The sequence below is a fragment of the Cellulomonas terrae genome (assembly GCF_007990265.1).
Classification (GTDB): domain Bacteria; phylum Actinomycetota; class Actinomycetes; order Actinomycetales; family Cellulomonadaceae; genus Cellulomonas; species Cellulomonas terrae.
This window is the reverse complement of record NZ_BJWH01000023.1, coordinates 1-24,926: the sequence shown is the minus strand read 5'-3', so window position 1 is coordinate 24,926 and position 24,926 is coordinate 1. Positions and strand designations below refer to the sequence as shown.

The 24,926-nt window shown below is 66.4% G+C and carries 21 protein-coding genes, 1 tRNA gene and 1 pseudogene; 10 read left to right on the top strand and 13 right to left on the bottom strand.

All coding sequences use genetic code 11. The annotated features are described in order from the left end of the window. Positions 1-2: 2 nt before the first annotated feature. Positions 3-524, bottom strand: a complete 522-nt coding sequence (locus CTE05_RS17075; RefSeq protein ID WP_146847511.1) for an FHA domain-containing protein FhaB/FipA — start codon at positions 522-524, stop codon at positions 3-5. Positions 525-533: 9 nt separating this feature from the next. Next, positions 534-1,244, bottom strand: coding sequence for an FHA domain-containing protein (locus tag CTE05_RS17070; protein ID WP_146847510.1), 711 nt, complete (start codon positions 1,242-1,244; stop codon positions 534-536). A 181-nt stretch (positions 1,245-1,425) separates the two neighbouring features. On the opposite strand from CTE05_RS17070, the gene CTE05_RS17065 reads away from it, so the two are divergent. Next, positions 1,426-1,508, top strand: a tRNA-Leu gene (locus tag CTE05_RS17065). Between the two features lie 211 nt (positions 1,509-1,719). Here CTE05_RS17065 and CTE05_RS20655 read toward each other — a convergent pair. The 4 genes from CTE05_RS20655 to CTE05_RS20640 all read right to left on the bottom strand — a co-directional run bounded on the left by CTE05_RS20655 (position 1,720) and on the right by CTE05_RS20640 (position 4,249). Next, a complete protein-coding gene (locus CTE05_RS20655) occupies positions 1,720-2,724 on the bottom strand; it encodes a hypothetical protein (protein WP_246123717.1) in 1,005 nt (334 codons plus the stop codon). A gap of 264 nt (positions 2,725-2,988) precedes the next feature. Next, positions 2,989-3,276, bottom strand: coding sequence for a hypothetical protein (locus tag CTE05_RS20650; protein WP_246123716.1), 288 nt, complete (start codon positions 3,274-3,276; stop codon positions 2,989-2,991). An 80-nt stretch (positions 3,277-3,356) separates the two neighbouring features. Next, complete coding sequence (locus tag CTE05_RS20645; protein WP_246123715.1) at positions 3,357-3,758, bottom strand: hypothetical protein; 402 nt, start codon at positions 3,756-3,758, stop codon at positions 3,357-3,359. A 38-nt stretch (positions 3,759-3,796) separates the two neighbouring features. Then, positions 3,797-4,249, bottom strand: a complete 453-nt coding sequence (locus tag CTE05_RS20640; protein ID WP_246123714.1) for a hypothetical protein — start codon at positions 4,247-4,249, stop codon at positions 3,797-3,799. Positions 4,250-5,154: 905 nt separating this feature from the next. Here CTE05_RS20640 and CTE05_RS17045 point away from each other — a divergent pair. The 3 genes and pseudogenes from CTE05_RS17045 to CTE05_RS17035 all read left to right on the top strand — a co-directional run bounded on the left by CTE05_RS17045 (position 5,155) and on the right by CTE05_RS17035 (position 7,479). After that, positions 5,155-6,154: pseudogene (locus CTE05_RS17045) on the top strand (IS481 family transposase). A 190-nt stretch (positions 6,155-6,344) separates the two neighbouring features. Continuing rightward, positions 6,345-6,935, top strand: a complete 591-nt coding sequence (locus CTE05_RS17040) for a hypothetical protein (RefSeq protein WP_146847508.1) — start codon at positions 6,345-6,347, stop codon at positions 6,933-6,935. 28 nt (positions 6,936-6,963) lie between these two features. Next, positions 6,964-7,479 (top strand): hypothetical protein, encoded by a 516-nt coding sequence (locus tag CTE05_RS17035; RefSeq protein ID WP_146847507.1) that lies wholly within the window; start codon positions 6,964-6,966, stop codon positions 7,477-7,479. A gap of 105 nt (positions 7,480-7,584) precedes the next feature. Here the strand turns inward: CTE05_RS17035 and CTE05_RS17030 are convergent, their stop codons facing one another. Next, on the bottom strand, positions 7,585-8,730 hold the full coding sequence (locus CTE05_RS17030) for a DNA cytosine methyltransferase (RefSeq protein ID WP_246123724.1): 1,146 nt from the start codon (positions 8,728-8,730) through the stop codon (positions 7,585-7,587). 96 nt (positions 8,731-8,826) lie between these two features. Further along, entirely contained in the window at positions 8,827-9,246 is a 420-nt protein-coding gene (locus CTE05_RS17025; RefSeq protein WP_146847505.1) for a very short patch repair endonuclease, read from the bottom strand. Between the two features lie 162 nt (positions 9,247-9,408). Between CTE05_RS17025 and CTE05_RS17020 the strand changes: the two genes are divergently transcribed. Genes CTE05_RS17020 through CTE05_RS17010 form a run of 3 tightly spaced genes read left to right on the top strand, consistent with a single transcriptional unit; the run spans position 9,409 to position 17,452 of the window. Further along, positions 9,409-11,175: a hypothetical protein gene (locus CTE05_RS17020; RefSeq protein WP_146847504.1), complete on the top strand. Its 1,767-nt coding sequence runs from the start codon at positions 9,409-9,411 to the stop codon at positions 11,173-11,175. Next, positions 11,175-12,527 (top strand): hypothetical protein, encoded by a 1,353-nt coding sequence (locus CTE05_RS17015; protein WP_146847503.1) that lies wholly within the window; start codon positions 11,175-11,177, stop codon positions 12,525-12,527. Before CTE05_RS17020 ends, CTE05_RS17015 begins: the two co-directional genes overlap by 1 nt. Continuing rightward, the gene (locus tag CTE05_RS17010; protein WP_146847502.1) at positions 12,524-17,452 is read left to right on the top strand and encodes an FtsK/SpoIIIE domain-containing protein; all 4,929 of its coding nucleotides are present in this window, start codon (positions 12,524-12,526) and stop codon (positions 17,450-17,452) included. The genes CTE05_RS17015 and CTE05_RS17010 overlap by 4 nt, the downstream gene beginning before the upstream one ends. Before the next feature lie 24 nt (positions 17,453-17,476). Here the strand turns inward: CTE05_RS17010 and CTE05_RS17005 are convergent, their stop codons facing one another. After that, the gene (locus tag CTE05_RS17005; RefSeq protein ID WP_146847501.1) at positions 17,477-18,049 is read right to left on the bottom strand and encodes a type IV toxin-antitoxin system AbiEi family antitoxin domain-containing protein; all 573 of its coding nucleotides are present in this window, start codon (positions 18,047-18,049) and stop codon (positions 17,477-17,479) included. A 257-nt stretch (positions 18,050-18,306) separates the two neighbouring features. Between CTE05_RS17005 and CTE05_RS17000 the strand changes: the two genes are divergently transcribed. The 3 genes from CTE05_RS17000 (at position 18,307) to CTE05_RS16990 (ending at position 20,577) form a co-directional block, all read left to right on the top strand. Beyond that, a complete protein-coding gene (locus CTE05_RS17000; protein ID WP_146847500.1) occupies positions 18,307-18,690 on the top strand; it encodes a hypothetical protein in 384 nt (127 codons plus the stop codon). Positions 18,691-18,745: 55 nt separating this feature from the next. Continuing rightward, positions 18,746-19,438, top strand: coding sequence for an RES domain-containing protein (locus CTE05_RS16995; RefSeq protein WP_186814915.1), 693 nt, complete (start codon positions 18,746-18,748; stop codon positions 19,436-19,438). A 464-nt stretch (positions 19,439-19,902) separates the two neighbouring features. After that, positions 19,903-20,577, top strand: a complete 675-nt coding sequence (locus CTE05_RS16990) for a hypothetical protein (protein WP_146847498.1) — start codon at positions 19,903-19,905, stop codon at positions 20,575-20,577. Positions 20,578-21,073: 496 nt separating this feature from the next. Here CTE05_RS16990 and CTE05_RS16985 read toward each other — a convergent pair whose 3' ends face one another. From CTE05_RS16985 to CTE05_RS20375, 4 genes are all read right to left on the bottom strand, one after another. Then, positions 21,074-21,490, bottom strand: coding sequence for a hypothetical protein (locus CTE05_RS16985; protein ID WP_146847497.1), 417 nt, complete (start codon positions 21,488-21,490; stop codon positions 21,074-21,076). Positions 21,491-21,688: 198 nt separating this feature from the next. Continuing rightward, positions 21,689-23,131: a hypothetical protein gene (locus CTE05_RS16980; RefSeq protein WP_146847496.1), complete on the bottom strand. Its 1,443-nt coding sequence runs from the start codon at positions 23,129-23,131 to the stop codon at positions 21,689-21,691. A gap of 102 nt (positions 23,132-23,233) precedes the next feature. Further along, entirely contained in the window at positions 23,234-23,839 is a 606-nt protein-coding gene (locus CTE05_RS16975) for a hypothetical protein (RefSeq protein WP_146847495.1), read from the bottom strand. A gap of 590 nt (positions 23,840-24,429) precedes the next feature. Beyond that, on the bottom strand, positions 24,430-24,926 hold a 497-nt coding region (locus CTE05_RS20375; protein ID WP_186814914.1), incomplete at its 5' end, for a PGRS-family protein.

Here is a 24,926-nt window from a genome sequence, read left to right as displayed (position 1 = left end):
GGTTACCTCTGCAGCTCGAGAACGCTCTGACCCACGCGGACGGGTGTACCCGTCGGGACGGGAGTCGGAGCCTCGACGCGCTGGTCCGCCACGAACGTCCCGTTCGTGGACCCCAGGTCCTCGACGAACCACTGGCCGTTCTGCGGGAAGATCCGGGCGTGCCGCGACGACGAGTAGTCGTCGTCCAGGACGAGCGTGCAGCCGGGCGCGCGGCCGATCAGCACCGACGACGTGCCCAGCGGGACGATCGTCCCGCGCAGCGGACCCTCGGTGACGACCAGGCGCCCCGGACCGCTGCCGCTGCGCGCCGCCCGCGGGATGCGCGTCGGGGCGGTCTCGGGCTTGGACGGCTCGGTCGCCACGGCGGCCGCTGCAGCTGCGGGCACGGCCGCCTTGCGACGCCGTCGGTCCGTGATCCTCGTCCCGTACAGGTCGCGCCGCAGCACGCCGATGGCGAAGAGCACGAGCACCCACAGCAGGGCCAGGTAACCCAGCCGCAGCAGGGTGATCGTCAGTTCACTCATGTGCGGGCGTCACTCGTCCAGGTCCGGCTCGCCGCCTGTCCAGAACAGGATCCGGGTGCGCCCGATGGTCAGCGTGTTGCCGTCCAGCAGGGTCGCGGCCGGAACCTGGTGGCCCTCGACGAAGAGTCCGTTGGTCGAGCCCATGTCCGTCGCGACGACCCCCTCAGCGGTCACCCGGATCTCCAGGTGCCTGCGCGAGACGCCCGGGTCGTCGACGATGATGTCCGCCTCCGAGCCGCGCCCGATGACCGTGACCGGGCCGGTGAGGATGTACCGCTGACCGTCGATGTCCACCAGGGGGTGTCGGGCGCTCGGGGCCGAGCTCGCCGACGCAGGCGCCACCGCACCGCGGACCGTCGCGCTGTGCACCCGGAACCGCGCCGCCTCCAGCTCGCTGTCCTCGCTGAACGACACCGTCACCGGACCCACGAACGCGTAGCGCTGGCTGGCCGCGTAGTCGGTGACGTTGTTGGCGAACTCGTCCGCCAACGCCTCCGCACCCCACGACTCCACCTGGTCGTAGTCGGCAGTCGCGAGCTCGATCGTGAACTCGTTGGGCACGACCGTGCGATCCCGCCCCACGACAGCCGCCCGGTCGTCCACCTCGCGGCGCAGCGCGCTCGAGAGGTCGAGCGGTTTGAGCTCGCTCTTGAAGGCCTTGGCGATGGCGTTGTTGACCACCCGCTCCACGCCGTTCTCGAACCTGTCGAGGATGCCCACGCCCACCTCCCCAGTCCCTCGTGCACGTCTGCGTGCAGCTGCCCTGACCGCAATCCGCCTTGATCGTATCTGTGACGCGCCGGTACGGGGTCGGAAGGAGGGTGATGTGCGCGCGGCGTCCCTGGGAGCCTCCGCGACGGTTCAGGACCAGCCCTCGCATCGTGCTAGTGTTCTGCGGCGCGCGCGAGTGGCGGAACGGCAGACGCGCTGGCTTCAGGTGCCAGTGTCCGAAAGGGCGTGGGGGTTCAAATCCCCCCTCGCGCACAGTGGGGCGGTTCCTCTTGGAACTGCTTATGGAGTACCGAAACTCCCGGTCAGAGTGATCTGACCGGGAGTTTCGTCGTTCCCGGCGGTCTGTGGCGCTGCGGCGGGCTGGTGCGAGCGGTCCCGGGCAGAGTTCAACTGTTAGCCGGACGGCGGCATGCCGCTGCTGCACAGTGGAGCAGGTGACGCGGTCGCGGTGTTCCGGTGGCGACTACTGCCGCCAGCGTCGGGGTTTGCCTCTGGTCCGGGTGTAGCGGTCGAGGGGCCGATCGTCGGGCGGTTCTCCGAGATGGTCTTGCCAGGGGTCGTTCAGGCCGCGTGCGGTGTGCCAGTCGTGCAGGCGGTCGAAGTTGCGGCCGGCGAGCGTGACTGCGAGCAGCAGTGTCGTGGAGGCGAGGCCGTTGAGCCGGATGAACCCGCGGTTGATGTTCAAGGACTGGAAGCGGATCTGGGCGTTGAGGCCCTCGATCAGGCTGCGCCGGTTGTAGGAGCGGACCCAGGCGGTGGACTGCCACGGGTGTGGCTGACGGTCGCGCTCGACGTCAGTGTCGGGGACGGTCACCGTCTTCCCGCAGCCGCATGGCGCGCCCTTGGCGCAGCTCGTGGTCGGCAGGTGGTGGCCGAGGCGGATGGATGCCGGTGTGTTGACACAGCGCAGGTGCCCGGCGAGGGCGGGCCCTTTGAACCGCTGACTGTTGCGGTCGTCGCGGTGCTTGGCCAGTGCGGTGAAGCGGTACGCCTCGCGCTTGTCGAATCGTCCGCGGATCTCTTTGCGTTCGTCCTGGCTGATCGACATGGGCGGTTCGTCGAGGTTCTGCAGCGCCTCGGGCATCGCTGAGATGTAGAGGTGTCCGTCGACCCAGATCGTGCCGGGTATCGGTCCAGGCCGGACGCCGCGCTGGGTGGAGTGCAGGTCCATCGTCACCTCGACGCCGCGCACGCGCAGCGGACGGGCGAGGTTCTCGGCCTTCGCCTGGGTGTAGCCGCGGTCAAGCAGGACTTCGTCGACGTCGCCGAGGGTGTCGAGGATCGCCACCACTGCCGGCGCGCGTCGCGTGACGCCGGATCGAAGCACCATCCCTGCGGTGAGTTGCGGGATTGGGTCGGCGCCCGTGGGCGGGACGTAGGTCGCTAGGTGCAGTTCGTAGCCCACGTACTTCTCTTCGGGCCGGCGATCCGTGGCCGTGCGCTTGCCCCATCGAACGTCGGGGTCCACCGAAACCTGCACGTGGCCGCTCGGGCCGACGAAATTGCGGCGTGGGCGCGTGTGCTACTCGATGTCGGTGCCGTCGATCGCAACGCCCTTCCACCTCGTCATCGCCGGCGGTAACGATGCTTGGACGAGTAGGGTACCGACGTCTTCGAGTGTGGCAGGAAGGTAGGGGCAGTCGGGCGGGCAGGGCAGTACCTCGCCGGTGCTCGGGTCGGCCTCCAGATCGTGGTCGTGATCGATCAGTAGTCCTCCCGAGATTGCTTCGCTCTAGGCGTGGATCCCGGACAGCATTCGGCGGTAGGTGATCTGCTTCTGCGACCGGAAGCCAAGGACTGCAAGGTCCGACGCGCTCAGGGTGCGCAGCGTTTCGACGACAGCGGCGATGCACGCCGTCCCCGGACGGCTCACGCCGTGCATCGCGAGTGCGGCCATCACCGCATGGAGCGAGATCTTGCGTGGGCGGCCGTTGGTGCGGGTGCGCTGCGCGACGAGCTGTCGGACCACTTCAGAGTCAGTGAAGGCGCGCGCCCTGGCGACCCGCTGAGTCGTGGTCATCGGGTTGGGGATGTAGACGTACTCGCTGACCCCGGACGGAGTTCTGGTCGGGAACGATCGTGTTGGGTGGCGGGTTCGGCTCATTGGCGAGCCATGGTCGCGAACAGTTCGTCGTCAGCGACGGGGCGCAGGTAGGGTATGACGTTCTCGAAGAACTTTCCCGACGTCACAGCGGCCATCCGGGCCAGGCCGCCGAGGTCGACCTGGTGTTCGAGGTGGACGCGGACCCACGTGGAGCGAAGTCGGTGGGTCACGATCCGCGGGCAGTCCGCGGGCAGAGCGACGCGTTGGGTTATGCGGTCCAGCCTCGAACGAGTCCAGCTCGACGGGTCCATTCCCAGCAACGTCGACCCCGGATCTGCAGCTGCGATCCGTCGCAGTGTCTCGTCGTGGGGAGCCGTGATGGGAACGATGCGCGGGTGCTTGCCGGACGCACGCACGCACAGGCACCCGTGCAGCTCGATGAGGTCGCCGGTCGACACGGACCAGGCCTCCCGAGGGTAGAGGCCAGCACCGAGGGTCAGAGCGAGGAGTGCCTGCATCTGGCGGCGTCGGCTGGGCACTCTCTGTTGACTGGCGACCTCGAGCAGGCGCGCCACTCTGCGTCGGTGTACGGCGCGACCCCTGCATGGCTGCGCACCGCCCGCTCCGGCGGTGGCCACGGTGCCTTTTCGGTGATCGCCCGTCCGTAGCGGCGCAGGTTCGAGCGCTTGGTCGCTATTGACGACTCGGCCAGATGCCCGCACGCGACCTCGGTGTACCGCTCAACGACGTCGGGAGTGAACAGCGCCTCACGAGGCACGGTCAGCCCTTCACCGTGTGCCCACTGGACGAAGGGAGCAACAGTATTGATCGCTTCGAGCGCTGCTTTCGGCTTGTCGGGGTACAGGTCGACCGCGACAGCCCGCACGAAGTCGCCGACCTCTAACCAGCCCTGGCGGTTGACGGGGGTGTACCTCGCGACAGCCGTCATGGTTTCGATCGACTCGGCGTGGCGGTTGACTGCAGGAGTTCTGGAATCCGATGATGGGCACACGAAAGTTCCTCTTGACGGGGTTTTGCTTCGATGCAGCGGTGCCACCCGCTGGGGTGCGATCTGGCCGGGATTACGAGTCCCGGCCTTTCGCATGTCAGGAGATCGGCGACCTGCGCCGCGACCGGTCAGGGCATGCGGCCAGCCGAGGAATCCGAGAGGGCATCACTGAGCAACGCGGTGGCGGTGGCGCTGACGGCCCGACCAGTCGCGTTCGCCCGCTCGAACAGCTGGCGCGCCAGGTGGGCCGGAATGCGGATCTCGACTCGCACGAGTTCCTCAGGCCGGTACACGCGGGTGCCCGACGGCGGCCGACCTGCGCGAGCTGGGGCCACATGAACGGGCGCGGGGGTGGCTTCGGGCACTTCACTGCCTCCAGATTCTGCGCGCTGAAGGGCAATCTCCCCACAGCGTCCGGATGGCTAGTCCGGCCTCGTCCGAATCGCAGTTCCGGGCGAGCAAAAGTCTTCCTGGCAGTCCTTCGAGAGCAGATGCCACGGCCTGCGTCCGACCAGCGACCCGCCCGAAGGTATCGCTCGAGTCGGCACCTTTCGCCCGCGTTCTACGCCGACAATCCAGCCGGGACCTGTCTCCGAGTCGAGCGATATCTCGTGTCTAATGGCGGCCGGTCTTACGGCTATATGGAGGCCGCGATGGAGGGGCCGTCGGTTTGGCGACTCAATCAGACCGTTCTTCCCCGGTGCGGCATAACGTCGGCGGCTCGACTAGGTGCGATGTCCAGGGAGGTTGTCCCGCCGCTCGGTGGTGAGTCGGGCTGACAGACGAAGGCCTCCGGTTGTGAAGTGGAGCTGTCTAGTTCACCGCTTCACCGACCGGAGGCCCTCGTGTCCCACGCTAACGCCGTCTTGACTCCACGAACTCGCGAACGGCTCGCGCTGCTCGTCATCAAGGACGGCTGGACATATGCCGCCGCAGCGAAGATGTTCATGGTCACCCCGCGTACCGCCAAGAAGTGGGCCGACCGCTACCGCGCCGAGAGGTCGGCCGGGATGGGTGACCGCAGTTCGCGACCCCACACGAGCCCGACCAAGACCGGTCCCGAGGTCGTCAAACGGATCGTCGCGCTGCGCTGGCGGCAACGGCTCGGCCCGGTCCAGATCGGCGGCCGCCTCGGCCTGCCGGCCTCGACCGTGCATGCCGTGCCGAGGCGATGCCGGATCAACCGGCTGTGCCACATCGACCGGGTCACCGGCGAACCGCTGCGCCGCTACGAGCACGACCATCCGGGGTCGTTGAACCACGTAGACGTCACGAAGTTCGCCAACATCCCCGATGGTGGCGGGCACAAGTTCCTCAGCCGCCAGCAGAGCAAGTCCAACAGTCGCGCCACAGCACACCGCACCGGCGAAACGTGGCAAGGACTACCGGCCGCTGATCGGGACTGCCTACCTGCACACCGTCATCGATGACCACTCCCGCGTCGCCTACGCTGAGATCTGCCCCGACGAAAAGACGACCACCGCGATCGGCGTACTGCGACGCGCGGTCGACTGGTTCGCCGCCCGCGGCGTGAACGTCGAGCGGGTGCTGTCCGACTACGGCAGCTGCTACCGCTCCTACGGCTGGCGCGATGCCTGCACGGAACTCGAGATCGCCCACAAAAGAACCCGCCCCTACCGCCCGCAGACGAACGGCAAGATCGAACGCTCTCACCGCACCCTCGCCGACGGCTGGGCCTACGCCCGCCTCTATCCCTCAACCGCCAAGCGCGACGCCGCCCTGCCCGGATGGCTGCACTTCTACAATCACCACCGCGCCCACTCCGCCCTCGGAGGCAAGCCGCCAGTCACCCGACTGACCAACCTCCCTGGACATCGCAACTAGGCCGTGTCTCCCAACCCTGAGGTGACGCGGTCGGCCGACTCCAGGTCGGCGCCCGTGTGGTCTCCTGCGGCGGTCCGGGGGGCCCTGCTGGATGCGGTGGTCGACGACATCCAGCCGAAGAGCCTCGGCAACCAGTACCGGATGCGCCTCACGGCGTCGTGACCTGCGGCGCACCGGCTACGGTCAGCGCGTGACGGGAGAGCAATGGTGGGCGGTCCTGCTCGACGGCAGCGTGGGGCTGGTCGGCGTGTTCATCGCCCTGTGGCTGACCATTCGCCACGAGCGGACGCTGGCGACCAAGGCACAGGACCTGGAGAGGGAGCTGGCGGCGCAGGCTCTGACAAGCGAGCGTGAACGTGCGGTTCGGGCGCGGATTGACGACGCATTGGTCTCCGCCATCCAGTACCTCAACATGCCCACCCGAGGGGGCCCTCAGGAAGTCCACCAGGGGCTGTTCGAGGTGACCTCGCGCCTAGCTACATTCCGCGTATCCGCCCAGCGGTCGGACCCTTTCGCGTCAGCGTGGACGAACAATCTCACTCAGTTGCTGTTCAAGGCGTTCGTGGTCGATGCGGAGGAGTTCGCCGCTCGCGTACGCACCGATGTGAAGGCGCAGCCGCGTTGGCAGCGGGTAGAGCTGGTTCGTCAGGAGTTGCTCCTGGGCCTCGAGCATCTCGCGACCGAGGAGGCCACGCAGCAGCTCCTCATCGCTTGCCTGGGACGCGCCAGCGCGGCCCAGTGGCCCGGCGGCGACCCCTGGGCGCCGTCGTCGACATCGTGAGCGCGGCGGCTGCCGCTACCGTCCGGCTATGACTCCGGAGCAGTGGTGGGCCAATCTCCTCCAGGGCAGCGTCGCGGCCGTCCTCAGCCTCGTCGGGCTGTTCGCCGTGTTCTGGCTGACGCTGCGAGTCGAGCGGAACAGAGATGCCACTCGGCGGGCTGACGAAGCCAAGCAGCGGCGCGAGGAACGAGTCACAATCTCGGCGTTGACGCTCATCCGGCACTTCGCGAACGTCCCGTGGTCCTCGACCAAGACCGAGGCGGAACGCTGGAGAGAGACCGCCGTCGCGGAGCTCGTTGCGATCGAGGTCCTCGCGGCACCGGACCAGCCGGCCCTGTCGCGCTGGGCGGGTCGAGCCGTGATGGACCTCATCGAGGCCGGAGTCCAGGACGAGATCGTCGACGACGACACCGAACCCGATGGGGGGCTGCGCGCTATGGATCACACACAAGAGGTCGCCAGCGACGTCCTGCGCACCCTCCAGAAACACGTGTTCGTCCCGAACGGACATTCCGAATCACGCTCTGACCAGCGTGAACGCTGACCCAGATCAAGCAACCTAGCCCCACGATGGGCCGAAACGCGGACTTGGGAGACACGCCCTAGTGCGCACCCTCGTCACCAGGTCCCGCAGGGCTTGAGGCTGGCGTCACTCTGGAGCGGGCCGCGATGTGTCGGGCTCGCCGAAGACGTCGGCAGCGATGAGCCGTGCTATGAGAGTCGCGGCCAGGGCAGGGGGCACTGCGTTGCCGATGATGACTGACAGCTCGGTTCTGGTTACCGCTGCATCGAATGTGAAGTAGTCCGGGAAGCCCTGGATTCGAGCGGCCTCGTGGGGAGTGAGGGTTCGACACAGAGACGGATGCATGAACCTTCCCTGGCCGAGGCTGCCAAACCCGCTGGTGATTGTCTGCGCGGGTTCTTTCCACTTTAAGCGGCCATACATCGATACGTACGAGTGATCGCCCTGGTGACACGGTGGCCTCAGCCGGTTCGGGAGGTCGTGCTCGTCGTTGTCGATCAGCCACTGCATGCGTGCCGAGTTTTCGGCGCTCGGTCTCGACGGGGTGTCCACCCACGAGTTCGAGGTCTGGTTCGCGAGATCACCGATTGCCCAACGGAGGTCGCGCGACCTCTGCGTGCCAGCGGCGAGTACCTCCCCCAAGTCGATGTCATCGCCGACGAGTCCGGTCCTGATGCCCAGGAGGACGTGGCGGCGCCGCTTCTGGGGGACGCCCAGACGCACGAGTTCGAGTATCGAGTTCGTCACGGTGTAGCCGGCAGCGTTGAGCGCTTTCGTGGCTCGGTCCACGACGCCCTCAGAGTCATGGACAACCGCGGGCACATTCTCTATGAGAACGACCTTCGGGCGGAGTACCTCCGCAGCACGAGCCATTCTCAGGTAGAAGCGATTCTTCGGGTCAGCTCGCCGCGTGTGGTTGTTGAGGCTGCTGTGGCCCTGGCACGGAGGACCGCCAACGAGGACGTCCAAAGTGCCCACGGAGCGAGCAACTGAGAGCTCTGACCCGCTCGGCTTGCTGCCCAAATCACCGTCGAAGATCGCCTCAACGGCTGCCACCTGCGTCTTCGCGGACGGGAAGTTCGCTTGGTAGGCCCGGATTGCCGCATCTTCGAAGTCGACGGCGAGCCGCACGTCAATCGCGAAGCCGTGCGCGTGGGCCGCCTCAGCCGTTCCGAGCGTGAGTCCCCCACACCCGGCGAACAGATCGACTACCGAGAGAGTCCTCGATCCACTCTCGAAGGCGGGCCGATGCCTGCGACGGAGTGGGTGCACCGTCGACAACGAACATCACTCCTGACGGCTGCGCGGGGTTGGGTCCAGTCCAGCTTCCGAGCGTACTCGAGCGCACCCACATGGTGTGCGACTCGCTCACGTCAGAGGGGCAGTCCGAGAGGAGACCAAATCGGCTGCCGCGGACACATCGGCCTTGATCTCACACTCCCACACGCGGATGCCTGTCCAGCCCGACTCGGACGCGAGTGCGAGTGCGCGGACGTCCCGTTCACGGTTGGCCTCGATCTTCGCTCTCCAGAGATCGACGTTCGGGCCTGTTCTCGGGGTCCACGTGTGACTGCTGTGCCCATGCCAGAAGCATCCGTCGACCCACACCGCCAAGCGATGACGAGGCAAGACGAGGTCCGGGTTGCAGCCTCGTTCCAACGTGACATGCAGGCGGAACCGTAGTCCACGCCTGTGCAGTTCGCGCCGTAGCGCCAGCTCAGGAGCGGTGTTCTTCGACGAGCGCCCGCGGAGGTGTCGACCCTTCTCCGTGCTCGCCCACGCTTCCATGCGACCTCCGATTCGGCCGGGGCACCCGCTGGCACTGTCGGGGCCATCCTGGTTCATCCGTGTTAGTGCCGCGACGCGCACCTTCAAGTCGAGCAGCCCCGTCGTACCGTCGCGGTAGGTTCAATTTGAGACGAGGAACAGTCCACGGGGGGAAGAACAGCGATGGCGCTCGAGGTCAACACCCACGTCAGTCGACTGCGTCGTTTTCAGCCTTTCCAGCCCGACAGCGCCGAGCTCATCTACGAACAGACCAACCCTAACGAGCCATCGTTCCGCGTCTCGACCCTCAGCTATCTCGAGCAGCTGATCGAGATGCCAGCAACCCGTCTCATCGTGCTGACTGGTGATGCCGGGCACGGCAAGACCAGTCTCTGCGCTCGACTTCTGGAGGAGCTCGGACGATCGCCCGTGCAGGCCGCCGACGCAGTCCGTTCTCTTGGCGACGCTTCGGCGCCGGCTGCCCACACCAAGTCCGGACGGCCGCTGTCTCTCATGGTCGACCTGAGCGGACTCGAGACCGATCCCGCCTCAGCGCTCCTGGTCAGCCTGCTCGACTCGCCACAGGACGGTGTCGCGATCGTATGCGCGAACGAAGGCCATCTAAGGAGTTCTGTCGCCGCCGACGAGTCCGGACGAGCGAGGGTCATCACGCAGACCCTCGAGGCAGGAATCGAGAAGGGCACGGTTGCTGACCAGAACTCGTCCGTGTACGTGATCAACCTGAACTACCAATCGGTCGCCCCGGACGCCTCAGCTGGGTTGGTGGACTGGGCAGTCAACGCGTGGGGAGCGGATCGCCGTCGGTGGCGAGCCTGCCAGCAGTGCGACGCCAGACCCGTCTGCCCGATCTACGCCAATCACGGGGCGTTGGCCGAGGAGGGACGCGGCACAGAGCGGCAGACGGCCTTCCGCCACGTCTTCAGTACGGCGGAACGGACGGGTGCCGTCGTCACTACTCGGCAAGCCCTGGCGTTAACCGCACACTCCATCAGCGGGGGTCTCGTCTGTGAGGACGTCCACAAGCGGTACCGCCGCGATGATTCAGACCGTTCGTGGCAGTTTCCCTACCTCTACCACCAGGCTCTCTTCGGGGACCTACTCACGTCGCAGAAGCGACGGCAGGTGCCCGCTTTCCGAGCCATCCGGCGCCTCGATCCCGGCAAGACCGCTTTGCGGTGGGTGGACGACACTCTGGACCCCGAGACCGCGAACGTTCCATTCCTCCCCCCGGAGCCGTCAGGAGACGAGGGCAGCCCGAAATCTCGGACTGCGGCCCAGCGCGAGTCAGAGCTCCTGCGATCGGCGATCGTCTTCCTACGCCGTCTTGACTACTTCGAAGGAACCAGCCGAAACCGGCTGAGTCGGCTCGGCCTCGAATCCGGCGACGAGTTTCTCGCCGTGAACGAGGGAACCCAGGCCGGCCTCGTGAAGGTGCGCGATGCGCTGCTTCGAGGTCTTGAGGCGGTCCAGGGAGTCCATCGACCGGCGGACTCGCCGGACTTCCTGGTGCTCGACCCTGCGTTCTTCTCCCATCGAAGTCGCGCTGCCGTCATCGCGAAGCGGATCCAAGGCCGCAGCGTCGAGATCGTCTCGCAGAACCAGCAGTGGACCGCTGCCGGGACCGTGCAACCGCAACTTCCTCGGGCGGTCGAGTGGTCCAGCCGATCTGTCTACGTGCGCCTCCCAGGAGCAGGGGGCGCCGTCATCCCTGTCCAACTCGACCTGATGCGATTCGAGCTGCTCATCCGATGGGCCGCTGGCCTGAGCAGCCGCGGCCAGCACGAGGCCGAGATCCGGAGTCTCACCAGTGCACTGGCCGCCCTCGCGCCTACAGCCGCCGACGAAGACGACATCGGTGTTCTCGTTGGTGGCGAACGCCGCACGCTCACGATCGACGTAGGCGATCGCATCAGGTCTGGCGGTGCGTGATGGCCACCTCGCACGATCGCGGTGGCGCGTCGCTGGTCCAAGAACTGTTCGGCGTGAATGTGCAGGAGCAGGGCCGAGGGTTCTATGTCGCACTGGAGCTGCTGGCAATCGCGCGCGGTGTGATGCTGCTCGATCCGAATCAGTTGCTCGCTCCGACGAGCGGGCATGTCACGTACGTGCGCGCGTCCCATGACCTTGCTCGGCGCATTGCAGTCGGTGAAGAGCTACAGCAGGAGGTTCTGGCCTCCGCGGTACAGGGAGATGCTGCCTACGAGACGCTCTCCGCTCTGCTGTCGTCCTTGCTCGTGGAGGTTCCTGGCAGGAGGCGCACCCCACGATGGTTCTCGTCGCACTTCTACCCGTTCGTCGGAGAGCTCGTCCACTACGACGCTGTCCAGAGACGGGGAGCTCCTGCGATCGAGCGCTACGTCTTCCGGGACGGGGGTGGCTGGGCGTACCACGTGCTGCGTTCCGACCCGGACGGCGTTCGACGAACAGAAGCCCGGGACGGGCTCGCCGTCCTCGTAGGCGACAGCGGCACTCCGCTCGGACGGGTTGCTGCAGCGCTGCAGTCTCATGACGCGGCCCGACCGACAGAGTTCACCGACCTTTCCGAATCGGAGAGCGAACCGCGAGACGCCGACAGCCCGTGGCCCGAGCTCCTCAGGCGTGGTGTCCACTCGATCGTCAGTCGAACTCAGGTTCCTCGTGCGAAGAGGACCGAAAGTCTCATGCACTGGGTGCCGTACTGCCTGGCGCGGCATCAACTGCACCTTGCACGACGAGCGCTGGGCGAGCCGGACGCGATGATCCTGCTGGACGCGACTCACGATGCTAATCCACTCAGGCGACGTTCCCAGGAGAGCCTCGACAAGTTTCGCTGGAACATCGCGAAGGCACTGACGGAGAGGGCAGCCCAACACCAGCAGGCAGCGAGTGAGCGGGGCGACGTCGATCAGGCCGAGCGTTGGGCGAAGTTCGCGCAACCGAACGCGAACATCACGAAGTCGCCTCGCGCGTTCTTCTCCGAAACTCTCGCTGCTGTCGGTGCCCTCAACTCCACCAGCGGGCGTCGGCACTTCACCTTCAAACCGCCGATGCTGGAGGCGCTCGTAGCTGCCCTTCTCGCCCCCGGCGAGGAGGTCGAGTTCTACCGCTTCTGCCAACGCCTCCACACGGAACTCGGGCTCGTCGTCGACGACCGAACGGCTCGGTCCGCTGGCCTGACCACGGACATTGACGCTGGCGTCTTCGCGCTCAACGCGGAAGCCTTCAAACTTCGACTCGCGTCAGCCGGCCTGCTGACGCACTACTCCGACGCCACGAGCATCATTCATGGGGAGCCGAGATGACGCCGGGCGTCGCCGACGTGGTGGGAGCGGTCGTCGCGACCGTCGTTTGGGATTCGCTGCTGACGCAGGGGTTCGGTCCGAGGCCGGCGTTGCGAGTAACAGGGTTCGCGAACGACGAGGTCATCGCCGCGGTGGGTGCGCTGGAGCGGATCGGTCGTGAGCGCGGCTCGTCAGGCCTCGTCATCAAGGTCGGGACCAAGGCGCCCGTTCCGGGGGTACCAGCGGAGTACCTCCTGCAGGAGGGCCAGACGCTCACCCACTGGCGTAACCAGAACGTTCCGGCAATCGTCCTCTTCGACTGGGACGCCCAGCGAGACGAAGAAGGGCTCGCGGCCGTCAATCGCCTAGATGACATGAGCCTGCTGAACGAAGAGGACGGGAACGACAGCGCCCGCTTCGATCTGGTCAACCGCGCGGCTTGGGCGTTCGCCGGCGGATCCGGCGAGCCCCCAAGCCACCTGGCCGCAGTCCTGAGCGTCGTGAGAGAAGCCATCGGTGCCAGCGGCCGACTCTCACTTCGGCGCTGGACTGCGTACGTCATCGCCTCCTGTCTCGAGGTTCAGCAAGCACCTCTGCGTACGCCTGATGTGGTGGAGCGTGCGGCGGCAGAGAGCCTTCGTGAGCTGGATCTGTTCCCTGACGTCGATCTCTTCGTGAGCGACGCAGCAGCACGGTCGCGCTTGGCGAGGAACGTCAACGTCAGCCAGAGCAGACAGCCGAGCGGGCCGTTCATTTCGGACGACGACGTGCTCGCACGCATCGCCGCAGCCGAACTGTCGACGTCGGCCCTGGAGAGGTTCGGTCTCTCGGACCCGCAGGCGCGGGATCGAATGCGGGAGGTGGTACTCGGAGGCGGGGCGGGAGCCCGCGCCGGCGTGGACCTCAGTCTGTGGCTCGAGCTGTACGAGCGGCGTGCAGAGCGGGCAGGGCTGGGACAGCAGGTCAGAGCCTCGATCGCCACACAGGCGGAATCCCGGCTCTCTGAGTTCGACGACCTCGACGTGGAGGCGGGCCTGGATCACAGCGAGCAGAGAGCCGCTGAGCAACTCCTCCGGGCCGAACCGCCAGAGGCACTTCGCCCACTGGTTGAAACACTGCCGCCAGCCCTCCGTCGGCGCGTCGAGAAGGTCGCGTTTCCCGACTCGCAGATCGAGCCAGACCCGCTCCGAGCGCTGCTCCACGCTCTGAGTGTTCTCGACGACAACTCCGATGCAGCCGCGGAGCTACGCGTCGAGGGACCGGACGACGTCGGAGCCTGGTCGAGGTGGCTGTTCGCCTTCCTGTACGGCCCAACGCTCAGTGGCGTTCGGGAACGCGCAGAGGAGGGACGGCTGACCCTCCGAGTGGACGACTCGCTGCTTGACGCTTCCGCACCGCCTGAACTCGATGAGGAAAGCGAGTTCGAAGCACCGGTGTCGTGGGCCCCACTCCGGCTTGTCGTGTCGATCTCGGACGTCGGCGTCCGACGGTTCCGATGGGACCCGTTGGCCACTCCGGGACTGACTGCCTTCGCCGCTCTCGTTGTCGGCTACTCGGTGGTCCCTGGCGAGCAGTTCGACGGCGACCTCGAAACGTTCTTCGAGGGCTTCAACGATCCTCGGGAGTGGGAACGCCAGATCCAGGCACCAAACTCCGGCCCGGTCTCGTCTCGGCTGGCGGACCTTCGAGACGACCACCTCAGGAGTTGGGTTTCGGGCATCGATGCGGACTCACTCGATCAGTACCTGGCCGAGTGGGAACCCATCCTCAACGAGGCTCGACAAACTCTTGTGCCAGCGAACGCACCTGATGAAGACCTCGCGTCGGTGGTCCTCACCGACGTCCTCCAGCTGAGCCAGAGTCGACTGGTCATGCTGGCGACACACCCGCTTCGGTTGCGGTGGCTCGCTCGGCACCTACGCCGAATGTCGAAACTCCTGGTCCAGTGTCTGGCAACCGGACTCGACTTGAACCCGGAGAACAACGAGCTCTTCTTCGAGTGGCTGCAGCGCGTTTCGCCACACAGGACGCCGCCCCTTGTCGTCGGACCTGACGAGATCGTCGCTATCGCCGTTCGGGAGTCGGGCGGACATGAGGAGTACGTGCCACTCCGCCAGAACGGGAGAGAGTCCCGGGACTGGCTCGCCGCGGTCGACGACGCTGCTGTCGAAGAGCTGGTCAAGGTCAAAGCGTCGTACGTCGAGACGTACCCGCACAAGCTGGACGGCCTGTCGCTGCTCTTGCTGGATCGCGAGGAGTCGCCCCGACTGCCGCTCCGGCTGGCCCGCAGAATCAGGGCGCGGATCCCACGGATCCGATTCGAACTCCTGGTTCTGACGAACCCTGCTGGGCATCACGACATCATCCGAGCATTCGACGCGGAGTTCGCTGACGACGAAGTCGGCGACGAGCGACTCTTGCCTGACGTGCAACTAGTTCTCCGTGACTGGGTACCTGAAACCGAGCCCAATCTCGAGGCGTTCCGGGACCGTGTTGATCTCGCCCTGGCGCCAGCACTCTTCGGTACGCGCACCACCTTGAATCAGAAGACGAGGGACGCGTCCGCCGGCATCTCGGGCTCCTACGACCCGTGGCTGCATCGATCCACTCACGACATCGAAGAGACCAGCCAGAACGTCGTCCGAGCGATGCTTCCTGGCCAGCGCGATCCTTTGCTCGAAACGTGGTCGACTCTGTGTGTCCGGCACGACGCGCACTCAGCCGTAGCACCTCAAGCGATCGGGAACACCGACTACTTCGAGATGCAAGTCAGGTTCGACCGTCATCAGAAGTTGTTCCAGGAGTTGCATCAGGTCGCGCACTGGGTCGTGACACTCGACGCATTCATCGGACGCGATCAGATCGATGCCCTCGATGACAAGCCAGACGTCATCCTCGTGCGACCCGGGGTCGGTAAGAACGAGGCCTACACACTCATCGTGAGCTCGGCTACGGGGCGACGGTTCGTGGTGCAGCGCCTGGGTCGAAAGCTCAAGGAGATCGGTGTTGCCGATGCGCTGTCCGCCGGCGCAACAGCGGAGCGGATCTACGAAGTCGGGCGGAACGTGGTGCCCGGGGCGGTGCTTCGTGCACTAGGCCTTGGGCGAGCCACGAACGAGATCGTCGGGCTCGTGGCGAGCAGGTTCGCTGTCGCCCAGCAGATACCTGTCCGAACCGATCGTCCGGGGTTGGAAGTCTGGATCAGCTTCGATGAGCAGCAGAGCTGGTTCGGCCGGAGCCAGCGGACGAGGGCTGACTTGGGCCGCTTCTTGCTGACCCTGGATGAGGACGACGAAGTCCGCCTCGAGATTCTGGTGGTCGAGTCGAAGTTCAGACAGTCGTTCGACATCGGCGCAGCCGAGCAACAGCTCGATCGCACGACCGAACTGTGTCAAGCGGCCTTCCGCTCGGGGGACGCTCCGCCAGACGACCGGGAGTTCTGGTTCCAGGAACTCGCCGCCGCGGTCGAGCAGACGAGTGCGATCCGCCAGTCTGCGGCGGAGCTGCCGGCCCGCCGGTACCTCGATCTCGGCGGTGAGTCCTCCGAGGCGCGGATCATCGGAGCGCTTCGTACAGGACAGGTCATGCTCGATTCAGTTCGGGGCGTAGCCGTTGCTGTGGCGGCGGCCAATCTGGACGATGCGCCGAGCGCGTCGGAACTCGGCGCGCACACCCTGGTCAGGTTGAACCAGCCCGAACTGCGGAAGGTGATCAGCGACCTGGTCGCCGGAATCGAGCCATCGGCTGGAGCGGCTGCTCTGCTGCAAGCCGCAAGACGAGATGCTGCGATGGCGCACGAGCTGATCGCTAGCGAGCCAGCGCCTACGCCAGCAAGCGACGACACCAGCAGTGCAGTCGAAGCCGCAATCGAGATGGTCGTTCCAAGCCGCCGGGCGGCCGGACTGGGGGACGCTGAGCTAAGAGTGCGGTACGAGCGCGTCCTGGACGTGCTTCGAGTACACAACGTGCCGGTTGCCCCTGCCAACGCCGAACCATGGCTCGAAGGACCCGGCTTCTACGTCCTTCGGGTGGCCCCGAAGGCCGGGGTCACAGTCGACCGAGTGGTGAACCGTGTCAACGAGATCGCCCTCTCGCTTCAGCTCCCGGCAGGTCACCAGATCCGTACTTCGCTCGACCGCGGCACCATCGTCTTCGAGGTCCCGAAGACGCCCGACGAGCGTTATCCAGTGCTGGCGAGCGACCTCTGGCAGGTCTGTCCGCCTGAAGTCGGCCGGCTCGTCGTGCCCATTGGTGCTGACATCGCCGGACAGCCCGTTCAGTTGGACTTCTCGTCACCGGACTCACCCCACCTACTTGTGGCAGGTACCACCGGAAGCGGGAAGTCCGTCGCGCTGGAGACGATCCTCCACGGCCTGACGAGGTACCCGGCCGAGTCGCTGCGGCTCAAGCTAGTCGATCCAAAGGGAACCGAACTACTGGACTTCGAAGATGACCCGCACACCGAGGGCCTCATCGGGGGCGACGCCGTCGACGCGCTCGAGATTCTCGAGGACGCCGTCGCTGAGATGCAGCGGCGGTACGAACTGATGCGTCCCCTTCGCGCCCGCAACCTCGTTCAGTACAACGAAGCGGTGGCGGTCGAAGACCGAAAGCCGTGGATCGTCATCGTGCTGGACGAGTACGCCGATCTGACCAGCGACCCCGACGACAAGACGAGGATCGAGGCGCTGCTGCGGCGGCTGACGCAGAAGGCTCGCGCCGCTGGGATCCACGTGATCGCTGCGACGCAGAGGCCCAGTGCCGATGTCATCTCGACGACGATCCGATCGAACCTGCCCGCTCAGCTCGCACTCCGAGTCAAGACCGCAACGGACAGCCGGATCATCCTCGATGAGGGAGGGGCAGAGGCCCTCGCAGGACAGGGCGACGCGCTACTCCGCACCGCCAGAGGACTCCAGAGGCTCCAGGTTGCGTGGTCTGGGTAGCGTTGCACTGACGGGGATGGCGACTCATGTCCGTGTCTCCAGTGCAGCCCGGAGTCGCGTGGCGTCGTCGTTTCGCACCGATCCGATGCGCTGGCCCTGGTCGATCGCTTGGCGCAGCAGATATGTCGGCGTCCCGTAGACCAGGCACTGCTCGATCGCGGCCGCCGGCGTCACGATCCGCATCTGGTGCCACCAGGTGACCTGGCGGGCGGTGAGCGGTTGCACGTGCACGACGTACCGGTCGTTGTCGCTGCGCCGGATTCGAAGGGGCTGCGGCACGGTCACGTGGTAGCGGGCGGGGTTCACGTCGCTGAGCTCGTGCAGCTGCAGGGCCGTCTCGTGGCTGAGCGCAGCATCGGGGTCCCCGGTCCGTAGCAAGGCGACCTGGTACTGCTCATCCGCCATCCCCGGCAGGTGCGGGTAGCGGTAGATCCCGTGCGCGACCCGATCCAGCCGACCCCGCGCGACGAGGTTGTCGACCGCACCCGAGCTCAGTCCCAGGTCCTCCACCGCCTGGCGCCGGGTAAGCATGCCGTTCTGCTCCTCCGCGAACTCCCGCAGCGCCTCGCGAGCGAGCACGGTTCGCCCTGTCCGCATGTCAGAAGGATGTCATTACTGATGCAGTATTGACGTTCTCGTGGCCGGACGAGTGGTTGCCCGGATCGTATCGGCGTCTTAAGCGCCGGGTGGATGAGCGGGATCGAAGGGTGGTCCATGGGTGGCTGCAGGTGCTTTGAGGGGTGGTTAGTGCTAGCGTGGTCGGACGCCGGATCCGGAGCCAGCGGCCGGGTCCATCCGGCAGCAAGGCGCAAGCTGGGTCCGAACCGGCAGTAGGCCAAGGAGGCCGCCACCTCATGCCAACCAACTTCACAATTGCTCAGAATCACCGTGACTCGCTCAAGGTCGACCTGCCCCAGGCCGTCCGTGAACTCGTCGACACACTTGGACCGACGCTCGTTGCTGCTGCAGCCGGCATCAAGGATCGCAAGGCGCCCGGCGAGTGGATCGCCGGAACCCGTGTCGTGCGGGACGCCGCGGTCGAGCGACGGCTGCGACTCGCGCACCGAGCGCTAACCGCAATCACCGCACATGACGGCCCAGGCGTCGCTCGCTCTTGGTTCCTTGGGGGCAACCCGCTTCTGGGAGAGAGCACACCGATCTCGGCGATCCGCGAGGACCGAGACGTCGAAGTCGTCCGGGCGATCGACGCACAGGTGAATGACGACTGGACGGGCTGACTCAATGACCGGGGACGACAGCAGGCGCATCGACAGAGCGACAACTCTGGCGCTCATGCGGCCTGCGGCCCGAGTGGTCTGGCGGGTCGCACGGTTCAAGCACGGCCCGCTGAACCCGCCTGACCGACTCCCCGTCTACTCGCTGCTCGCCCACCACAACGCGCCCTACCCTCGGCGGTGCTGGAGCAGGTTCGACGTCGAGGGCCGCACGGCGTACTTCGGTGAGACCCCGCAGACGGCATACGCCGAAGCGCTGGGTGCCTACAAGCGCCTCCCCGCGCCCAGCGCCGACGCCAACTTCATGGGCGCCGATGAGATTGACGACGTCCCCGAGGAGGACTGGGCGCAGTGGCGGGCCGACCGACGCCTCTGGCCGGTCGAGCTCCCTCAGGGGGAGTTCATCGACATCCTCGCTGGCCGGTCCATCGCTGTCCTGGAGCAGAAGATGGGCACCCGACTGACGCGGTACGGCGTGCCTGAGAGCGGGCTGACGACGGCGCACCTCCTTGGCGAGGATCGGGAGCTGACAACCGCGATCGCCGATGTGCTCTATGGCCTGGAGCTGGACGGACGCGCACACCCGCTGGGGGTCACGTGGGAGTCCAAGCGCGGGTGGGGCCGCAACTACGCCCTGTGGCTGCGCCCGAACGCCACGATCTACCCGACTGAGTACCCGGCCCGGCTGATCAGCGCCCACGACGAGGACCTGCAGACCGTCGCGAAGGCGTACCGCCTGCAGATCGCCTGAGTATCTCTCGAAGCCTAACCCGCAAGGGGGTCGGCAACGCGATCGTCGCGATCGTTCGTCGACGTTTGTGGGGTTCGGAACCACAGAGGGCATGTCCCGGTCAGGCTCCTGTAACCGGGCCCCTTTGCCATCCTTCGAGGAGCACGCGTGTCGACGCCCTCGCAAGGTGTGCCTGAGACGTCGCTCAGGGTGTGCCTCGGTCTCGCGAAGCTGCAGTTCTGCGCGAGGTCAGCGAGTTTCTGCAACTACCCACAGATCCTTGGGAGATTTCCCAGGGAGACCGAGAGTCGGGGACCCAAGGGTTCCCGACTCTCTGTCGTTCCCCCGAGGATGCCGAGTCGGTAGCTCCGCACTCCTCACAGTCCGGGGGCGGCGGCCAAGCGCAGCCATCCCACGTCGTGAGCCATGGGTCGGAGACTGACGGGGCGATTGTCGAACTCGGTCTACCGGGAACCAATCCGGACATGGTTCACGGACTTGTCACCCACCACAGCATCCGGACGCGCCTGCGCGCGATCCGCGGCACCGGCGCCGCTCCCGTCGCCGACCCCGAGCATTTCTGGCACACCGCAGGTCAGGAGTCGTCCCCGTGGGCCGAGCGAGATGGCGTCGAGCGGGGTCTGGTCTGTTGCGTACTTGACGCACAGAACCGGCTCTCGATCACGAAGTTGGCTCCGGCGCTCGGCTGGGCAGACGACGTTGCAGTCGTCCTCCGCGTCGAACCGGGCCGTGTATACGTCAGCGTCGGGTTGCCGACCAGCCCGCTCGAGGTCGCGTCGCGATACGTCGCAGGTCGGCTGACATTGCCGGCTGCTGCCCGTGGACGCCTGGACGTAACCGTCGGTGACGCTGTGGTCGCGGTGACGGCCGGAGACGGGCAGATCGTGCTCGCTGGGGGTGCAGACATCGCCCAGGTCGTCACGGGAGCGTTCGAGGTCACCCCAGCGGCGGTGGAGCTTGTCACGCCGGCAAAGCGGCGCGGTGTGAAGGCAGCCTGGCAGCCCGTCGTCGGCTCTCGCCAACCAGCGGGTACGACATTGATGTGCTCGGCTATGGAGGCTCCGAGCCCAACGCTGGTCGGGTTGTTCCCGGCAAGTGCCAGGCCAACAAGATGTGTTCTTCCCTCTGCCGAGTCGTGATGCGCGTTCGCCAACGGCTGCTGAACCCAGTCCTACTTCCATGACCGGTGGGCACGGTCCTTGGACGGCTCGCGGCGATCGGCCAGACTCGTTGCATCGACGCAGGTCAGTCCCGAACCTGCTTGGGATGAGCTGGGAGGCGTCGTGTCGTACTCGACAGCGAACGTTTGGGCCACGCACATAACCATCGGAGCCCACGACGTCCGTCAGCTCCTGGTACCTGATCACGACGACTTCGAGCGGCACGGCTCCGGCACCGACGAGGTCGCGTCCAGCACTCGCGGGACATTGGCGGTGTCGCGGGGGCAGCGGTTCCCCGAAGCGACGAACTGATAGCGGGAGGTCTGGCAGAGTCTCGGCGAGGCAGTGGAACTTCCGCACGATCGGAGCCGCCCGACGGAGCAGTTGCATCTGCTCGCGGTAGCGGAGACCGACGCGCAAGTTTCCACGAAAGGACCTCTGAGGGTTTGCCCTCGCGGTGAACCGCCGAAAGGTATCAGCGGCGCCCAGAACCCGGAAGCCCACCCCGCACGATCTTGGGCGGGGGAAAGGGGTGAGGTGCCTCGCGAAGATTCGCACGTCCGATCAGAACCCCCGGAGCGGAATCGTCGATGCGTCGCCCCTTCTTGTCGTGATGAGGACGTGCGCCACCTGAAGTCTGCAGCGCCTCATAGGCGTCCAGGTCCACGACGTCCTTGTCGGTCAGGCGAAGGTCCGCTCCCGCAATAAGGAGGTCATAGCGGACCCGTGCCACCCTTGCACCGGCGCGCAACCGAGCAGCCGCCAACCGTGGGGCGTTCTGGCCGATGTCGGATGAGACCTTGGCGGCAAACGCGGCCAGTTCTCCACGTGAGCGCTCACGCACGATGCCGTAGGCGCCGAAGCTTGCGATGGGCTGGCTACCGCTGGCCACGTCATCCCCGTCCCTTCCCCGGTGTGCTCGGCGCAGGTTCTCGCTCGCACCCACGACGCAATTCAGTTAGCTCGGGTACGCAACAACTACATACATCGTGCCACTGGCTGCGTGATCCGGGACCGTGTGCGCGTCGCTCGAACGCGAAGTAGAACGCCGCGTCGGCGCTGGCGGGTAGGGAAATGCAGGGTGGTGCGGTCAGGCGACCAGCCAAGCGAACCAATCCTGCGGCTCGAGTGTTGTGACAACCACGGTCCGCCCACCGACTACGGCAGTCATCAGACGCGTCGCGCGGTCGACCCACACGCGGCCGCCGGAGGGCTTGATTGTGCGTACACGATCCGCGACCCCCTCTGCCCGTGAGCCGATCTTAGACTGGAGGGTGGGGCCGCCGGCGGCCGACGTGATCGTGCCGTCCAAGGTCATCTTGTACTTGCGACCCTGCGGAGGCCCCGGGATGACGGTGCCAGGCGCGACAACGCTGGGCTGGGCCGAATCGCGCAGGCGTCCGAGGTACACCCACGTCCCGCTGAGCCAAGCGACCGCGTCGAGGTCCTCGTCAACGAACACCTTGCCGCCGACGGGGCGGATTGCCAGGAACTCCTCGACGAGCTCGTCGGCTGCGGCCTGACCGACCAAGCTCTCGAGGGTCGCCTTGTCGGCGTTGCGAGTCATGCGTCGTCGCGCCGCAGACAGCACCCAACGCTGCTTGCCGAGCGCGAACGGCCACGGCTGTCCCGATGCGGGTAGTGGTGCGGAGGTGGCGACCGCACGATCTCCGAGCCGCCGCAGGGCTGCATCCCAGCGAGTGTCGTGCGCCTCGGGAGTCTCAGTGAGACGTGCGGCGACAATCGCGCCAGGCACCGTGACGGCAGCCGAGGCGCGCACCGGTGGAGACGTAGTCCGCGTGCGCGGCCGGGATGTCCTGGGTGCGGCGGACGGCCGGTGAGGACTGCGCGCAGGTGCGGTAGCAGGCTCCACTACCTCGTCGGCAGAAGTGGGTGTCGGCGTTTGCGCGCTGGTCTCTACGACGCGCTCGAGTTCGGCAATGCGCTCATCCTTGGACAGCATGTCGGCCTCGAGCTGCTGAATCCTGGCCAGGTCGTCCTCAGCGAGCACCCGCAACGCGACGAGCTCAGGAGGTTCCTCCTGGACTGCCTTCCATGTGCCCTCGCGAAGGGCGAGGAGACGTGTGAGGAGTGCACCGCAGTCGGGCGCGCACTCCAACCCGACTTCGCTCGTCAATGCAACCAGGTCCCTTGCTCCTCGCACCGCCCAGCCGGCCGCCTGGTCGTCCGGGTGCGCGACCTCGTGACGAAGTCGGAGGACGCGGCGGGCTGTGTCAAGCCACTCGGCGTCGCGGCTCAATGCGCTGCGGCACACCCCTTTCGGGATGCCGGACCTGCCCGGCTGGCGCAGAACTTCCTTCAGGAGCAGTGACAGGTCGATGGGGGATGCGTGCCGCGCCGATGGCAGATAGATGCGTTGCAGAGTCAGCGGCCACTCCTGCCCGTATTCGTCAGCGAGCATGGGTTGGCAGAGGCTGCTCACCTCGCGCCCGACGAGCTCGAGGAGCACTAGGAATGCGGCACGGCCCTCTGCTTGCTCGATGGTGCGTGGCAGTGGCACCCGATCGCTCACGGCGGCGTCCCTTCAAGAACGGTGCTCACTGCATCGGCACTCCGCGAAGCAGTCTTGACGCCGCACTCCTCGGGCTCTTAGGAGCGCAATCGCTGCGGGCCGCTACTCGTTCGGCGTCAGCTCGAGGATGCGCTTCGCCAGGGTGACGCGGTCCGAGTTGGGCGCTCCAAGGGCACCCGACTGCAGTGCTACTTGGACGACCTCACGAAGCCTTTGGGTCTCATCCGCGGTCGGGTTTCGCGACGCGAGGAGACGAGCGACTACGAGGCCGTGGTACTGCTCGAAGGCCGACCTTGGAGCCGTGATGGCGTCGATGGCAGTCGTGTAGCTCGCCGCCGAGGGTGCACCGGTCATCATGGCCAGCGCCATCGCTCGGTTCGCCTCGGAGCCATCTGCGAACACGCCCTCAAGCGATGCACGCGTTGGCGACATGGTTCGGGCTTCGTCGGCCCATCGGTGCATCTGGCGCTCGAGCTCCGCGGTTCGTCGCCAGCCGGAAGGAGCCTGCCGTGTCTGGCTGAACTGCGCCGTCTGAGCGGCGTTGCCCGTGATCAGTTCCACTGCCTCGTGGCGCAGACGCGCGGCGAGCTCGTGATCCCCAGACTGGTCGGCAAGCTCAGCTGCTTCGAGCTTGCCGGCGACCTGGCCGAGCTGGACCTTAACGCCGCCTGCTTCGAGCGTTGTGATTCGGTCCGCGAGGACGCCCACGAGCAGCAGCGCGGTTCCTGCGGCAAGTGCCGCTGCCGTGCCAGTTCCGTTGTCGGAGACAAAGATTCCGACGCACCCGATCACGATGAGGCAGAGCCCACCGATCGCGCAGGATCCACGAACAGTCGCGGAGACGGTGGCAGGGCTGAGGGGCGGTGGTTCCTTTCGCGCGCCGGACACTCCGATTGACCCCCGTCGTCGTGCACTGACCGCTCGCGGGCGGAACGGCGTGATTGTTGCGCAGGTGGAGACCAGGTGTCGATGCCCTGGGTACGACATGGGCCGATACTGATCGCGCCGAGCCGGATCGTACGATCCGGCGGTGGTGAAGAGGCGCGGGTACCTGAACGTCGGCAGCGACCAGCCTTGGGCGTCGTCGTGGACGGCAGAACCCGACTCTGGGAGATCTCCCACGAATGTGGGTTCAAATCCCCCCTCGCGCACAGTGGGTGGTTCTCCAAGGAACCGCCTGGGCAGTACCGGAACTCCCGGTCAGAGCGATCTGACCGGGAGTTCTGTCGTTCCTGGGACGCCTGGATTCGTCTCGAGGTCCTCGCGTCGGACTCGATGCTGTGCGCGGCGAACACTGCTCACGGCGCGGGCAACAACGCATTCCATGCCACGGCGTACTCCTCGTTCGCCGACGGGACGAGCGTGCCGCTGACTCGCAACAGGTGCGTGCCCTGCAGGTGATGCCACTCGGTCCCGAACGCCGGACCGAGCTCAGCGAGGGTCTCTTGGATGTAGGTCGACCGGGCCTGAGCCTCCTGCGGGGTGGCAAAGACCTCTACCACCGCACCGGCGTCGATTCCCTCGCCGCCGGCAGCACGGCCGTCTGTGATCTGTGCGGCGGAGGTGTATTGGCCGGGACGGCCGATCAGGTTGTTGGGGTCGTTCGTCTCGTCGTACACGGTGACCGCTGCGATGTTCGGGTTGGCTGCTCTCAAGGCCTCCGCTGCCGCACCGGCGTCGACGGGCGCCACGACGGTCGGTGTCGCTTCGGCGGTGGAGCTTTCCTCGGTCGTCGGTGTCGACTCGGGTGCCGACTCTCCCGACGACGCCGCAGTCTCGGGCGAGCCTTCCGGCT